Source organism: Variovorax sp. JS1663 (assembly GCF_002157355.1).
Taxonomy (GTDB): Bacteria; Pseudomonadota; Gammaproteobacteria; order Burkholderiales; family Burkholderiaceae_C; genus Variovorax.
In genome coordinates this window covers 77,580-91,327 of the sequence record NZ_LYMK01000015.1, presented here as the reverse complement: position 1 = coordinate 91,327, position 13,748 = coordinate 77,580, and the positions used below count along the sequence as shown (strand labels likewise).

Below are 13,748 nucleotides of genomic sequence, written 5' to 3'. Positions count from 1 at the left end.
TTCAGCTAGCTTTTTCTCTGCCGCACTCCATCACATCCAACAGGTTTGCTTAGGGCACGCACTCCGGGGCGGCCCTGTCCAACGCGCGCACCAGTTGCTCGATAAGCCGCGTGCTGTACGACTGGCCTGGGTGCACGTCGTCGGCCATGTCGGCCGGATCGAACGCCGCCGTGCCCCAGTCCGCGAAGAGGGCGCCTTCCTCCTGTGCGACGTGCCGCGCCAGGGCGTCGTAGGCATCACGCCACAGCGGCGCACCGCGCACCCGCGACAGGCCCGTGATGATCGGCGTCTTCCCGAGCGCCTTCACGCGCTGCACCATGGCGCGCAGCGGCTCGCGGTAGTCGAAGCCCTGGCCGCCGTCGTTGATGCCGAACTGCAGCACCACGAACCGGGCGTCGAGCGGCTCGGCCAGGAAGCCGGGAATGCGCAGGTTCACGTAGTTGCCTGGAACGCTGCGGTCCGTGACCGTGTACATCGGCCGCATGCGCTTGATGGCTGCGGCTGGGGGCTCAGCCAGGCGACCGGCGAGGCTGGAGCCGTGCAGGATCGAATCACCCTCCAGCCAGACCGTGCACACCGGCGGCGGCTTGATGGGCTGTTCGGGCCGCGGATCCGGATTGGACGGTGCGGGCAGCATGGCGATCGGCGCGCTGCTGCCTCCGCCGCCACCACCGCCGCAGCCCCCACTGCAGCCAGCAACGGCTGCGAGCGCGAGGGCGGAGAGGACGCGAGCTGGTGCCACGTCCTCGCGCTCGTCGCGGCCGTGCATGGTTCCGAAGAACCAGTTGAACAGGCGCGACGACAGGATGAGGTCGAGCAGCATGGTCAGGCCCTCCGCTTAGGCATCAGGAGGCGGGTGACAAGATCGCCGGATGGCTGCTCCCACTCGGCGCGGAAGTCGCGGCATCCACGTTTGCGCGCGTTCTCGCGGTAGTTCTTGAACTCCTCGGTGCGGCAGAGCGCCAGATGGGCATCGCGGCGCAATCCATTTGCACGAGCCGGCGGGAAGCCGTTCACGTCGTCCGGGATCCCGGCGGCGGCCTCGGTGAAGAGCAGGGCGGCAGAACGCCAGTTGTGCTTGCTCAGCGCATCGCGTGCGGCGGCTTCAAAGTTCGTGTGTGTGACCGTGTCCATTTCCACTCCATCGCCCAGGATGGGCGGCGAAGCGAATTAAACACCGTGTGATGTCATTGGTCAACGTCATGTGAATTGCGAGTGGCCAATCGTGCAGAACGCGTGCGGCTTCAGTGGCCAGAATCGATCGTTAGCTGTACAAACGATCAGCGATGGACCGTCCATCATTCGTTGCACATGCTCGTACAGCAACGCTATACTTGCTGCAAGTGGATTGGGGGTTCCCGGTCGGCGCTAGGCCCTGGTGAGTTTCATCGGGGCCTTTCGCTTTTTTGGGGCTATGGATAGCGTTTCAGGCCGAATTTCTCGTAGCCCGCGCCGGCGGTTCTACGCCCGCCCTCACAGTAGAACTTGGCCTTCAAGATGTCGAAGGCGCGGTTGGACTGGTGGGGACGAACGGTGTGGATGCCAATAGGTCGCGCCACCAAGTCCACCAGTTGCAGACCATGGGCATTAGCCTTCTTGTCCGCGAACACGATGTTGTACGGCAGCCTTCCGCCGGTCCTGTTGGCGCTGTCGCAGATTCGCCGAAACTCAAGCTCTAAGTCTCTGTCCTCTTTGTGCCCGCGGCATTCCACCACGATGTGCGTGCGCAGGTCCTCTTGGTTCTTCTCTTTCAAGAAGTCATACAGGGAGTCCAGGCACTGGCCCAGCGCGAGGTGGTACAGATTTTCAGGTAGCTCTTTCTGCCCGGCCAGCTTGGTCTTATCGACCACGCATGAGATCAGGATGAAGTTAGACGAGTCGATGATCGAAGTGAGGTCTTCGATGAACGCCTGGTGGTGCTCCCTGTTGCGGAAGAAATTGAATTCACCGGAGCCCATTCGGATCTCGCGCTCGTGCAGTACCACCTGATCGTGGCCGAAGTGTCTGAACTTGAACTTCTCTACTGCAGGGACCACATTTTCCGAGTAGTACTTCTTGTGGAAAACGCAAAAGGCGAGCACGAAGACGGGGTAGTTAGCGTCGACCTTGACCATGCTGTGGTCGCCGCTTTCGTCGACGTAAACAACGTAGCTGCTGTCCCGACTGCCCGCCTGGACTGCATCGTCTGTCTTGCCGAGGGGCTGATGCTCCGCCGCGAATAGCCCAAGCTGTTCTTCTCGCCTTCTTTCTAACACAGCGCCTCCTAGTGATCGAATTGTCGTCGGTCGGCGCCGCACATTCGGCGGGAGCTACGTGCAGCGTCCGTTGCTCCATTTGCCTTGCTGGCAACCCTGCACTCTCGCACGTCTACCAGCATCTTGAGCCGGTCAGCCCTTCTGCCCCAAAAGCTGCTCGACCGTAGCCGCCGCAGCCCGCCACTCTGATGGATGGTCGAGCGCATACCTGATGGCGTTCTGAGCCTGGGAGAGGGGGAGGCCGTGGAGCGACCCCAACGCTGAGAAGACGACGCGCATGGCGTTTGTGATGGCCGGCCCCGACATGCTCGCCAGATTTGCCGAAGCCAGGCCAGGCGAGGTCTTCGCGGTCTCGTCTCCGATGCCGGTCAACAACCAGTTCACCGAGCATCCGAACTCTGCCTCGGCTGCGATGGCACCTTCCTTCGATAGCCCGCGGCTCTTCCAGTTGGTAAAGGCCCCAGAACTGACATTGAGGCGCTGCCGCAGTGAGCTCTCGTCGGTGATCGGACGCGCCTCTCCCTTGGTCGTCTTGATCGCGTATTCGAGGAGGCGCTGCATCGAGGGGTGCATGGCTCGATTGTGAAGGATTTAAACGCTGCGTGAATACACGTAGTGTTGCCAAAAGAGCTAACATGGCGTTTAATCTGAGCACCATGAAAGATGCAGACCTCATCAGGCAACTCGGCGGCCCCACGCGACTGGCCAAGCGACTCGGGTACGGCATTGGAGGCGCCCAGCGCGTCACCAACTGGCTCAAGCGCGGCATTCCTGCGCAGGTGAAGGTGGATCACCCCGATCTCTTCCTGGTGCGCCGGCCGGTTGCGGCAGAGAGCGCCTGACGTGGCCACCTACCTGACGTGCCGGCTCGGCCGCGTCCGCGTCGGTGACACATCCGTCGCATGCGCGCTGAAGCGCACACCCACATCACCGTCCTCCCACCGGATGTCCAGGCGCGTCACGCGCAGCTTCACCTGCGCGGTCTTGCCGTCACCGGTGGCGTTCGTGCTCAGGAAGGTTCGCGTCGAGCTGTGGATCAGGTCGGTGTCGTTGGCCGCGAGGGCAGGGCGGTAAGTCATGTCGGCAGTCTCGCCTTCACCCGCTGAAAGAGCCAGAAAGGGCGCGGTGCTCGCGGCCCGTGCTCTTGCTGAACCTGGCCGCGCTGCAGGTGTTGCCTCGGCCATGGGGCTGTCGGAATCCACGGTGAGCAGGATCAAGAACGAGCGCCTCGACGAGGTGTTGCTGTTCCTCGCGCACTTAGGGATCAAGTGCGTGCCGTCCTCCTTCCGGTGTGTCGATGAACGGACCTTCGAGGCCTACCAGATCCTTTGGGAGAAGGCGTTGAGCCAGACCTCTCCGGCCAAGCTGATTTTCGAGGAGGCCGACTGATGCGGCGCGCTGTGCTCTGGGCGTTTCACTTTGTCTACTGGCTGCGCGTGCACCGCAGCCTGAGCCGTGCCAAGTGGTGCACGGATCACGAGATTGGATGTTGGAAATGAAAGCATCGAACCTACCCGACGCGGCGTTCACGCCCAGCGAGGACACCGCCCCGACCTTCGACGAGTTGCGCGAGGGCGGCTGCATGCTGATCGACGACTCGCTGCAGAAGCTTGCGGTCTACCCCGGTGGCGGTGGCAACGTCGTCTTGATGGAGCAGAACTTCGACAGCGAGGTGCACCACATCGTCATCGACCAGGACAAGGTGCCGGCGCTGATCACCGCGCTGACCAAGGCGCAGGCCGAAGCGGCCGAAGCCTGGGCCGAGGTCGAGAAGGAGATCGAGCAGTATGCGGCCGCGGAGTCGGCGACGATGGGTCACGCGGCTTCAGGAGAAGTGGGGGCGCAACGCTGATGGCCCGCGCGCGCAACATCAAGCCCTCGATCATGGACAACGAGGCGCTGGCCGAGCTGGCGCCGATCGACAGGCTGCTGTTCATCTACCTCTGGATGCTGGCCGACCGCGAAGGGCGCCTTGAGGATCGACCGAAGCGGATCGCGAAGCAGGCGATCCCCTACGACGACGATGCGGATGCCGACGCGATCCTGTCTCGCCTACATGCATCGGGCTTCATCAAGCGCTATTCCGCAGCGGGCAAGGCCTGCATCCAGATCGTCAACTTCAGCAAGCACCAGGCCCCGCACGGGACCGAAAAAGATGGCGACATCCCGGATGAAAACGGGATGGTCACTGTCCATGAACGCAAGCCCAACGGATATGCAACAGGTCAGAAATCGTTGGCTTCCTGTTCGATAACTGATGCAGCACTGTCAGATAACAGTGCCTTAACAGTTAAAGAACAAGTGTCTAACGCCCTGATTCCTGATTCCGGATTCCTGATTCCTGATTCACTGATTCCTGATTCCCCCCATACCCCCCAAGGGGGGCGACCGCGTCGATCACCGACTGCAGCCATCGAGAGCATGCCGGGCTTCGAGGCGTTCTACGCGGCCTACCCTCGCAAGGTCGGCAAGCAGGCAGCGCTGCGGGCCTGGCTGAAGCTGGCACCGGACGAGGCGTTGCAGGCGACGATCCTGGGCGCGCTCGCTGCTCAGCGACCGCACCTCGACCGGCGAGAGAACGGGCGATTCATCCCCCATGCGTCGACCTGGCTCAACAAGGGCCAATGGGAGGACGAGATCCCGGGCGCGAAGGTGCCCGTCAACGACAGCGGCATGCGGTGGTTCGAGGCGGCGGGATTCGAGACCGAGTACGAGGCCAAGAACGCTCGCTGCCATGTCGGCAACTACCAGCTCTACCGTGCCGGCAAGTTGGTCGAGGAAGGGGCGACCGCTTGAACGCCGGCGAACTCAAGGTCCGCATGGCGCAGCACGCCGCCGAGATCGCCCGGCACCTGCTGCCGCAGGGCAAGAAGGCCTCCGGCGAGTGGAAGGCGGGCAACACCAGCGGCGAGACGGGCGACAGCCTTTCGGTGCGTCTGACCGGCGCGAAGGCCGGGGTGTGGAAGGATTTCGCGAGCGGGGAGGGCGGTGACCTGCTCGACCTCTGGATGGCCTGCCACGGGCTCACGCTGATCGAGGCGATGAAGGAGGCGAAGCAGTTCCTGGGCATCCGCGAGGACTTCCCGAAGCCGCCAGAACGCACCTTCACCAAGCCCGCGAAGCCGCAGACCCAGAAGCCTGTTGGACCGGTCTATGCCTGGCTTCGCGGCCGCGGCTTGACCGACCAGACGATCGAGGCCTTCAAGGTGCGCGAGGTGCAACGCAACGGCTCCACCTGGGCGCTGTTCCCCTACCTGCGTGACGGGGAGTACGTGAACGGCAAGTACCGGAACCCCGACGACAAAAAGGGGATGGGCCAGGAGAAGGACGCGATGCCGTGCCTGTTCGGCTGGCACCTCATCAGCCCGAACGTTCGAGTGGTGACGATCTGCGAGGGCGAGATCGACGCCATGACGCTCCACCAGTGCCGCATTCCCGCGCTCTCGGTGAACGCAGGCGCCGGCAATCACCAATGGATCGAAAGCGACTGGGAACGCCTGGAACGCTTCGAGGAGATCATCGTCTGGTTCGACAACGACGAGCCGGGCAAGAAGGGTGCGACCGAGGTTGTCCGCCGGTTGGGCATCGAACGCTGCCGGATCGTCCATCATGCGGCGAAGGACGCGAATCAGTGGCTGCAGGACGGCGCTGATGCTTCGGACCTTCAGCAGGCGATCGAAGAAGCGCGGCCGCTCGATCCGGACGAGCTAACCAGCGCGGACGACCACACAGCCGAGGTCGAAGCGCTGTTCTACCCCGACCCGGAGGCGCCGAAGGACCCGAGCTTGTTCATCGACAAGTACCTCGACTGGTTCCAGTTCCGCCGCGGTGAGTACACGGCATGGACGGGCTGGAACGGTCACGGCAAGAGCTTGATGCTCGACCAGGTGCTGCTTGGGCTGATGAAGCAGGGCGAACAGGTCGTCATCTTCTCCGGCGAGCTGACGCCAGCGCGGCACCTGAAGCGCGTTCACAAGCAGGCCTCGGGTCTGGATCGGCCGTCGATCCCGTACATCCGTGCCATCGGCGCATGGTTGCGCGACAGGTGCTGGATCTTCGACGTGGTCGGTAGCGCGAAGCTCGACCGCCTGCTCGAAGTGTTCGCCTATGCAGCGCGGCGCCACGGCGTGCGGCATTTCGTCATCGACAGCCTGATGATGATCGATGTACCGGTCGATGGGCCTGGCTCGTTGTCCGCGCAGAAGGCCGCCGTTCAGAAGATTTGCGACTTCGCAAAGCGGCACGGTGCACACGTCCACCTGGTCGCACACCCGCGCAAGGGCAAGGATGAAGCACGGCCGCCGACCAAGATGGACGTTGCCGGCAGCGGCGACATCATCAACGCAGCCGATAACACGTTCGCCGTCTGGCGGAACAAGAAAGACGAAGCCTTGCCCAGCGCTGACGACCCCGAGGCGGTCGAGAAGTGGAAGAAGAAGCAGGAGGAGCCAGATGCCGAGCTCGTGCTGTCCAAGAACCGCCACGGCGATTTCCAAGACTACACGCTCGCGCTTTGGTTCGACAAGGCCTCGCAGCAGTACCGCACGCAGCCGCGCCGCTATCCCCTCTCGTTCGTCGAGTTTTCAACCCAGGAACCCACCTATGCCGGATACGACCAATCGCCCGAAGCGCCCTCTGCTCGCTGAGCATCCGACATTCGACACCCTAAAGGTGTGGGTGCTCTTGTGGAGCCAGAAGCAAGGGATGCTGCACATCGAGACGCTGGACGACATGCTGAACTCACACATGCAGGCCTTCGCTGACGATCGAGACATGCAATACGTGCCGCTCCTGATCGGTGATCGAGAGGTGATCGACAAGGCCGCCGCAGCGGTCACGCCCAAGGTCGCCGAGCGCTACAACGCGAAGCACCGCGACGAGGATGGCTTCATCCCATACGAGGCGCTGCCTTGAAGATCATCGAGCGCTACGCCAGCGCAGTACGGTCCTCGAACCTCAAGAGCGAGGCGCGCACGAACTTCTCAGACTCCGACGTGCTGGGCGCGATGGGCCTGGCAGACCGCGACCTGCGGCGGGGCCATGACAGCGAGGGCAATCGCGTCTGGCGTGCGCCGCTGGCTGTGGCGCTGCAGCGGCTCTTCCTTGGCGACAACTCGGCGTCCGTGCAGGTCGTGGAGATCTTGTCGGACTTGGCATGGCGGCAGGCCCGCCGGATGCGTGTGAAGCTGAACCGCCGGGAAGCCGAGAACATGGCCAAGGCCTGCCTTGCCTGGCATCGTGACGGCCGGTGCAAGCCCTGCGGCGGCCATGGCTACGAGCTGATTCCTGGCACGAAGACCCTCGGCTCACGCGAGTGCAGCCCGTGCGCGGGTTCCGGCCGCATCCCGTTCGAACCGCAGTTCCCGAAGGACCATCGTGAGCTCGCCGCCTGGATGATCTCGGAGATGGAGCGCAACCAGTCCGAGGCCGGGCCGCAAGCGATGGACAAGCTGCGCGAGCGCATGGGGTGAGGGGTTGCAGATGCTCTACCAGACGGTAGAATGCTGAGAGCCGTCACCGGGCAGCCCGGGTCAAATAACAATGCGGCACCCTGGCCCCACGTTGGGCGAACTCGTCCCCAAGAACCCCGAAGCCGCCCAGCGTCACAGCTCGGCGGCTTTTCTCGTTCTCTCGCGGTTAGTCAGTAGCCGAAGTAAGGGCCTTCGCAAGATTGTTGATCAGGGTGCTTAAGTAGACCGCATCCCGCTCCGCAGCCTTTTTGGCTAGCTCAGTATCTGGATTGCTTGACGGACCAATGAGTTTTAGTCCTTCCCCTTGCAATGCGCCTTGAATGATCGAGCATGCGTTCGTGTACGCCTGATGATTCGTAAGTCCGGGCATCGTTTCCTCCTAGCTAGGGACGGTTGCGCTTGTAGTTGTCATCACCGATGGTGACGGCACCCGGCGATTCCTTCTTCACCAGTGCGATGCCGTGCTCACAGTCTTGAAGATTGTGATAGCTCTCCGCGCTGTCGGCGATCGTTCTGCCATTGCTCGCCACGAAGCGCCAGCGCCATTGCGAGGCGTGATCCTTGTAGACGAAGAAATAGGGAACATTCATGAATTCTCCAAGTCGAGTTGTTGTGATCGGCGAGACATCCTTCACTTTGAAGGATGACGGCAGTTGTGAGGTTCTGCGCAGGGACCAGCCGATCTTCAGTTGCCCCCTGAAAGACATTTTGGGTTTGCCAGCGCGCTTGAGAGCCGAAGCTGCCGAGGGAGAAGGCCCTAGCGAATAAGCTCGTCGGCGCGGAAGGGCATCGTCGCTTCAATTCGCCTGCAGGCAATGCGACCAAAGTCGAATGCGCGTGCACTTCGTCACGACTGGTCGATTCTTTCGCGCGCGGCACCGTTTCAACCACCCCGGCGAACAGGCACCAGCCTCGCGTGCCGGCGCGGCGGGCAATCCGCGCCAATGTTTCCACCATCCGCACTCGATGGTTGCGAGGCAAGAGTGAGAACCGCAACAGGCCCAGCGCGCGAGCGTAAGTCGGATGGGCCCCATCGGACAAGCCAAGGAAGCCCCGAACCATGAACATGTCAACCAACCCGACCCCGCCCGCACTCCAAACCTTCGATGAGTGGTTCGAGGGCAAGCACGGTTACAGCTTCGACCACTTGGCCTCGACGATGATGATCGACGGCGCAATGCGGTTCCTCGCTGCGGCAATGCGGGAATACGCAACGGTGATGTTCGCCAAGTTGCCGACGCTCGGCATGCGCGTGGGGGACCTGCCGTGACTCTTGAAAAGAATCAAGATAAATCAAGTCACGGCGGCTCGCGCAAAGGGGCAGGGCGCAAACCCGGGGCAGCGACGCAGAAGACGCGCGAGATCGCCGACAAGGCGGCAGAGGATGGGCTGACGCCTCTTGAGGTGATGCTGCGTACGATGCGCGCCCTGGTGAGCCGCTTCGATGGAATGCAGGCAGCCGCCCAGACCGACGCAGAGCGCGGCGCAGTGCCGCTCGACGCAATGATCGAGGCTTCGGCCATTGCAAAGGACGCCGCGCCCTACATCCATCCGCGCCTGCAGGCTATCGAGCACTCGGGCGGCGTGACGGTGCGGAGCCTGGCCGAAGAGCTCGCAGAACTGAATGGCGCTCACCGAGACGCAGCGGGCAGTCCTCCGGTGGCGTAAGGGTGGGCCGGCTCTCTTCGCGCAGGAGGTGCTCGGAGCGAAGCCCACGGATCAGCAGTGGGACGCCAGCCGGCACCTGGTGAAGACGCGCCGCGTGTCGATCCGCTCGGGCCACGGCACGGGCAAGTCCACTTTCATGGCTTGGTGCGTGCTGTGGTTCCTGTCGTGCTACTTCCCGGCGAAGGTGCCGGCGACGGCCCCGACCGCGCACCAGCTGGAAGACGTGCTGTGGTCGGAGATCGCCAAGTGGCATCGGACCATGAAGGAGCGGCTTCCGGCCCTTGGTGAGCAGTTCACCTGGTCGGCCGGAGCGTTCCGGATGAGTGCGGCACCCAACGAATCGTTCTCTGTCGCGCGCACATCGCGTCCGGAGCGGCCGGAGGCACTGCAAGGCTTCCACTCGGAGCACATCCTGTTCCTGATCGATGAAGCCTCGGGCGTCGCCGACAACGTGTTCGAGGTCGCGGAGGGTGCGCTGTCCACTGATGGCGCTTTCGTCGTGATGGCGGCGAACCCGACCCGGCAGAGCGGCTACTTCTTCGACTCGCACCACAAGATGCGCGGGTCCTGGGCTGCGCTGCACTGGGATGGCGAGGCAAGCCCGATGGTCTCGCGGGCCTACATCGAGAACATGGCCAGGAAGTACGGGCGTCAGTCGTCGGTCTTCAAGGTCCGGGTGAAGGGAGAGTTCGTGAGTGCACCTGATGGCGTGATCTCCCTGGAGCTGTGCGAGGCGGCCAAGATCCGCGAGGTGGCGGTGGTGGCCAGCGCGCCGGTGATCTGGGGCGTGGACGTGGCTCGCTTCGGCGACGATTCCTCCGCGCTGGCGAAGCGCAAGGGCAACCACCAACTGGCGCCGGTGGAGGAATGGTGGGGCAAGGACACCATGCAGACCGCCGGCCTGATCAAGGCGGAGTGGGACAAGACGCCCGAGCACGAACGGCCGCGGTCGATCAATGTGGACGTGATCGGCATCGGCGCCGGCGTGGTCGATCGCTTGAAGGAGCTCGGCCTGCCGGTGTTTGGCATCAACGTCGCCGAGGCCGAGGCGGTGAACGACAAGGCCGATCGGCAGTTCAACCGGCTGCGCGATGAGCTTTGGTGGAAGGGCCGCGAGTGGTTGGAGGCGAAGGACTGCCACCTCGCCGACGACGACGACACGATCGCAGAGCTGTGCGTGCCGACGTACTCGATCCTGAGCAATGGCCTGATCAAGGTCGAGGGCAAGCCCGAGCTGAAGAAGCGGGGCGTGAAGAGCCCGAACCGGGCCGACGCCTGGTTGCTGACGTTCGCAGACCTGGGCGCCCCTGCGCGGCCGCCGAAACCGCTGAAGCAACGAAACCGGGCCCTGGCCTGAAGAAAGGAGCCACCATGGCAAAACGCACGACGGCCCCAGAGGCCAGCACCGGCGCGGCCGCCGAAACCGCTGAAACGGCGGCGGACGACTCGCAGCCGAGCCAGATCCACACTTACCCGGACGGCTCGGCCGTGAACGGCTGCCCGCCCTGGCCCGAGAAGTCCCCGCTGCAACGCCAGCGCGCGACGGCCGAGGGCAAGGACTGACCGTGGCAGAGCGCATGGACGACGAGAAGCTGCTGAGCCATCTGCAGCTGCTGGAAGAGGACTCAGCAGACTTCACCTTCGGTCTGCTCGCGTCCGCCCGCCGGGCGTCCGTGCGCGAGTACTACCGCCGCCCCTACGGCAATGAGGAAGAGGGCTGGTCGCAGATCATCACCTCGGACGTGCAGGACACGGTCGAGTGGCTGCTGGCCGAGCTGCTGAAGATCTTCGTCTCCAGCGAGGATGCGGTCGTCTTCGACCCCACGCGCGAGTCGGAGGTGAAGGGCGCGCAGCAGGCGACGGACGCCTGCAACTACGTGTTCTACAAGCAGAACCCGGGCTTCCTGGTGCTCTACACGCTGTTCAAGGACGCCCTGCAGCAGAAGAACTGCGCGGTGCACTGGCGCAAGGAGACGGTGCGCAGCAAGGAGACAATTCCGGTGCGCGGCGCCACCGAGGAGGTGCTGGCCGCCGCCATGCAGGATGGCGACGAGATCGAGGCGGCCGAGGAGTACCAGGCGCCTTTGATGGACCCTGCCACGGGTCAGCCGGCGCTCGATGCAGCTGGCCAGCCCCTCCTGCAGACCCTGATCAACGCCAAGATCGCGCGCATCACCGAGCGCAAGGTGGTGAAGGTCGAGGCCTTCGAGCCCGAGAACCTGCTGGTGAAGCGGGACTGGACCAGCCCGCTCCTGCACGACTGCCCCTACGTGTCTCGCGTCATGGAGGTGACGCTGTCCGACCTGCACCAGATGGGGCACAAGGACGTGACGGCCGAAGAGCTGGCGGCCAGCTCGGAGCCCGGCGGCACCATCGACTCGATCAACCGCCGCGACCGCACCGGCGGGTTGAACGAGGACGTGACGACCGACCTGTCGAACACCCAGACCGAGGACGAGAGCCAGACCACCGGGTGGCTGCGCATCGAGTGGGTGCTGGTGGATACCGACGGCGACGGCATCTCGGAGCGCCGCGAGGTCTTCCGCTTGAAGGAGCGGATCCTGTCCAGCGAGGAATGCCCGCAGGTGCCGGTTGCCACCGGCTCGCCCCTGCTGGTGCAGCACCGTTGGGACGGCATGAGCATCGCTGAGCTCGTGAGCGACATCCAGAAGCTGCGCACCGACCTGATGCGCGGCGTCGTGAACAACGCCATCCTGGCCAACAACCCGCGCAAGACGGTGATGGTCGACAGCAATGGCGCGCCGCTGGCCAGCATCGAGGACCTGCTGGACGGTCGGCCGGGTGGTGTGGTGCAGCAGTGGGCAGAGAACGCCGTCGGCGTGGAGGCGACGCCCTACGTCGGCAACCAGATGCAGCCACTGCTGGGCTACGTGGACGCCATGCGCGAGCAGCGCACCGGCCTGACCATGAACCGCATGGGCATCGACCCGAACGCCCTGCGGCCTGGCGAGCGGACCCTGGGCGAAGCGCAGATCATCGACGATGCCTCGAAGCAGCGCACCGCGCTGATTGCGCGCGTGTTCGCCGAGGTCCTGGTGAAGCCGACCTTCCAGGGCATCCTCCGCCTGCTGACCGAAGGCGGCATGGAGAAGATCGCCTTCAGGCTGCGCGGCGAGTTCGTCGAGCTCGATCCGAACGAATGGCGCGACAGCTATGACATGACGATCAACGTCGGCCTGGGCACCGGCGACAAGCAGGGCCAGATGGCCGTGATGCGCGGCATCGTGTCGGACCAGATCCAACTCGCGCAGAGCCCGCTGGGCCCGATGATGATCACGCCTCGGCAGATCTACAACACGCGGGCCAAGATGCTGGACCTGCAGGGCATCAAGGACATCGGTAACTACTACACCGACCCGGGCGAGGCGAAGCTGCCGGAGAAGCCCGGCGGTCCGCCGCCCGAGGTGACGATCGAGCAGCTGCGCGGCCAGATCGCCATGACGAAGATCGACCGCGAAGCCGAGCTCAAAGAGCGCGAGGCGCAGAACAACTTCACGCTGCAGCAGCAGAACGACGAGCGCGACGCCGAGCGCGAGCGCCGCCAGGCGGAGTACGACTTCCAGATCGAGCTCGCGAAGATCGCCGAGGGCCGCTACAAGACCGACAAGGACAACGCCGCGCGCGTCACGGTCGCGAAGATCTCTCACCCCGAGAGCATCCTGCCGCCCGGCTGGGGCGTGGACCCCGAGACGGGGAAAGTGGTGCAGGGCCCGGACCCGTTCGAGACCATCCTGCAGGGCATGGAACTTCTCAGGGCCGAGATCAGCGCGCCTGCGCAGATCGTGCGCGACCCCGAAACAGGCCGTCCCGTCGGCATCACGAAGGGCGGACGGATGCGCCCCCTCGTTCTCGATGAATCCGGCCGGGTGGCCGGACACCAATAAGGAAAGACCATGAGCAAGTCCAACACCTTCGAGAACGATTTCCTGTTGCTGCTGTTTCAAAACACGTGGATCGCGAACATCGGGGACGCCTCGGGCCTGCGCGGTTCCTCTGTTGCCGGAAGCCTGTACTTCAGCTTGCACACGGCCGACCCGGGAGAGGCGGGCGATCAGACCACCAGCGAAATTGCCTACACGAGCTACGGGCGCGTAGCCAAGAACCGCAACAGCACCGACTTTCCGGTTAGCGGCAACGTTGTCAGCCTGGGGACCAATGCGGTGTTCCCGGCCGGCACCGGAGGCAGCGGCACTGCGACGCACTGGGGCCTGGGAACGGCCTCCAGCGGCGCCGGCAAGCTGCTTTACAAAGGCCCGCTGTCGCCGAGCATCGTCAGTGGCAACGGCGTCACGCCGACCATCAACGCAGGCCAATGCGTCACAGAGGACTGACG

19 protein-coding genes are annotated in these 13,748 nt (G+C 64.0%); 13 read left to right on the top strand and 6 right to left on the bottom strand.

The features are described 5' to 3' along the window. Positions 1-49: 49 nt before the first annotated feature. The 4 genes from A8M77_RS14790 to A8M77_RS14775 form a co-directional block, all read right to left on the bottom strand. The gene (locus A8M77_RS14790; protein ID WP_086922265.1) at positions 50-823 is read right to left on the bottom strand and encodes an SGNH/GDSL hydrolase family protein; all 774 of its coding nucleotides are present in this window, start codon (positions 821-823) and stop codon (positions 50-52) included. Between the two features lie 2 nt (positions 824-825). Then, on the bottom strand, positions 826-1,134 hold the full coding sequence (locus A8M77_RS14785) for a hypothetical protein (protein ID WP_086922264.1): 309 nt from the start codon (positions 1,132-1,134) through the stop codon (positions 826-828). Positions 1,135-1,412: 278 nt separating this feature from the next. Beyond that, on the bottom strand, positions 1,413-2,255 hold the full coding sequence (locus tag A8M77_RS14780) for a DUF3800 domain-containing protein (RefSeq protein WP_238136827.1): 843 nt from the start codon (positions 2,253-2,255) through the stop codon (positions 1,413-1,415). Between the two features lie 132 nt (positions 2,256-2,387). Then, on the bottom strand, positions 2,388-2,816 hold the full coding sequence (locus A8M77_RS14775) for a bacteriophage CI repressor (protein ID WP_143694608.1): 429 nt from the start codon (positions 2,814-2,816) through the stop codon (positions 2,388-2,390). 95 nt (positions 2,817-2,911) lie between these two features. Between A8M77_RS14775 and A8M77_RS14770 the strand changes: the two genes are divergently transcribed. Beyond that, positions 2,912-3,097 carry a hypothetical protein gene (locus tag A8M77_RS14770; RefSeq protein WP_086922262.1) on the top strand — a complete coding sequence of 62 codons (186 nt, stop codon included), beginning with the start codon at positions 2,912-2,914 and terminating at the stop codon, positions 3,095-3,097. A gap of 9 nt (positions 3,098-3,106) precedes the next feature. Here A8M77_RS14770 and A8M77_RS14765 read toward each other — a convergent pair whose 3' ends face one another. Next, positions 3,107-3,334, bottom strand: a complete 228-nt coding sequence (locus tag A8M77_RS14765) for a hypothetical protein (RefSeq protein WP_086922261.1) — start codon at positions 3,332-3,334, stop codon at positions 3,107-3,109. Between A8M77_RS14765 and A8M77_RS14760 the strand changes: the two genes are divergently transcribed. From A8M77_RS14760 to A8M77_RS14735, 6 genes are all read left to right on the top strand, one after another. Continuing rightward, the gene (locus A8M77_RS14760) at positions 3,333-3,644 is read left to right on the top strand and encodes a transcriptional regulator (protein ID WP_143694607.1); all 312 of its coding nucleotides are present in this window, start codon (positions 3,333-3,335) and stop codon (positions 3,642-3,644) included. The two genes, A8M77_RS14765 and A8M77_RS14760, sit on opposite strands and share 2 nt — an antisense overlap. A gap of 106 nt (positions 3,645-3,750) precedes the next feature. Next, complete coding sequence (locus tag A8M77_RS14755; RefSeq protein ID WP_143694606.1) at positions 3,751-4,107, top strand: hypothetical protein; 357 nt, start codon at positions 3,751-3,753, stop codon at positions 4,105-4,107. Further along, on the top strand, positions 4,107-5,051 hold the full coding sequence (locus A8M77_RS14750) for a hypothetical protein (RefSeq protein ID WP_086922258.1): 945 nt from the start codon (positions 4,107-4,109) through the stop codon (positions 5,049-5,051). The genes A8M77_RS14755 and A8M77_RS14750 overlap by 1 nt, the downstream gene beginning before the upstream one ends. Then, on the top strand, positions 5,048-6,901 hold the full coding sequence (locus tag A8M77_RS14745) for an AAA family ATPase (RefSeq protein ID WP_086922257.1): 1,854 nt from the start codon (positions 5,048-5,050) through the stop codon (positions 6,899-6,901). Before A8M77_RS14750 ends, A8M77_RS14745 begins: the two co-directional genes overlap by 4 nt. Beyond that, entirely contained in the window at positions 6,858-7,169 is a 312-nt protein-coding gene (locus A8M77_RS14740) for a hypothetical protein (RefSeq protein WP_143694605.1), read from the top strand. Before A8M77_RS14745 ends, A8M77_RS14740 begins: the two co-directional genes overlap by 44 nt. Then, positions 7,166-7,726, top strand: a complete 561-nt coding sequence (locus tag A8M77_RS14735; protein WP_086922255.1) for a hypothetical protein — start codon at positions 7,166-7,168, stop codon at positions 7,724-7,726. The genes A8M77_RS14740 and A8M77_RS14735 overlap by 4 nt, the downstream gene beginning before the upstream one ends. Before the next feature lie 383 nt (positions 7,727-8,109). Here A8M77_RS14735 and A8M77_RS14730 read toward each other — a convergent pair whose 3' ends face one another. Then, positions 8,110-8,316: a YegP family protein gene (locus A8M77_RS14730; protein WP_086922254.1), complete on the bottom strand. Its 207-nt coding sequence runs from the start codon at positions 8,314-8,316 to the stop codon at positions 8,110-8,112. 470 nt (positions 8,317-8,786) lie between these two features. Between A8M77_RS14730 and A8M77_RS14725 the strand changes: the two genes are divergently transcribed. From A8M77_RS14725 to A8M77_RS14700, 6 genes are read left to right on the top strand one after another with little or no spacing between them, the layout of a single operon-like run. Further along, positions 8,787-8,996: a hypothetical protein gene (locus tag A8M77_RS14725; RefSeq protein WP_086922253.1), complete on the top strand. Its 210-nt coding sequence runs from the start codon at positions 8,787-8,789 to the stop codon at positions 8,994-8,996. Then, entirely contained in the window at positions 8,993-9,394 is a 402-nt protein-coding gene (locus A8M77_RS14720; RefSeq protein ID WP_192871616.1) for a hypothetical protein, read from the top strand. Before A8M77_RS14725 ends, A8M77_RS14720 begins: the two co-directional genes overlap by 4 nt. Continuing rightward, positions 9,351-10,751, top strand: a complete 1,401-nt coding sequence (locus A8M77_RS14715) for a hypothetical protein (protein ID WP_086922252.1) — start codon at positions 9,351-9,353, stop codon at positions 10,749-10,751. The genes A8M77_RS14720 and A8M77_RS14715 overlap by 44 nt, the downstream gene beginning before the upstream one ends. 14 nt (positions 10,752-10,765) lie before the next feature. Continuing rightward, complete coding sequence (locus A8M77_RS14710) at positions 10,766-10,957, top strand: hypothetical protein (RefSeq protein WP_086922251.1); 192 nt, start codon at positions 10,766-10,768, stop codon at positions 10,955-10,957. A 2-nt stretch (positions 10,958-10,959) separates the two neighbouring features. Continuing rightward, on the top strand, positions 10,960-13,299 hold the full coding sequence (locus A8M77_RS14705) for a portal protein (protein WP_143694604.1): 2,340 nt from the start codon (positions 10,960-10,962) through the stop codon (positions 13,297-13,299). Between the two features lie 9 nt (positions 13,300-13,308). Further along, positions 13,309-13,746 (top strand): phage tail fiber protein, encoded by a 438-nt coding sequence (locus tag A8M77_RS14700; protein ID WP_086922249.1) that lies wholly within the window; start codon positions 13,309-13,311, stop codon positions 13,744-13,746. The last annotated feature ends 2 nt before the right edge of the window (positions 13,747-13,748 follow it).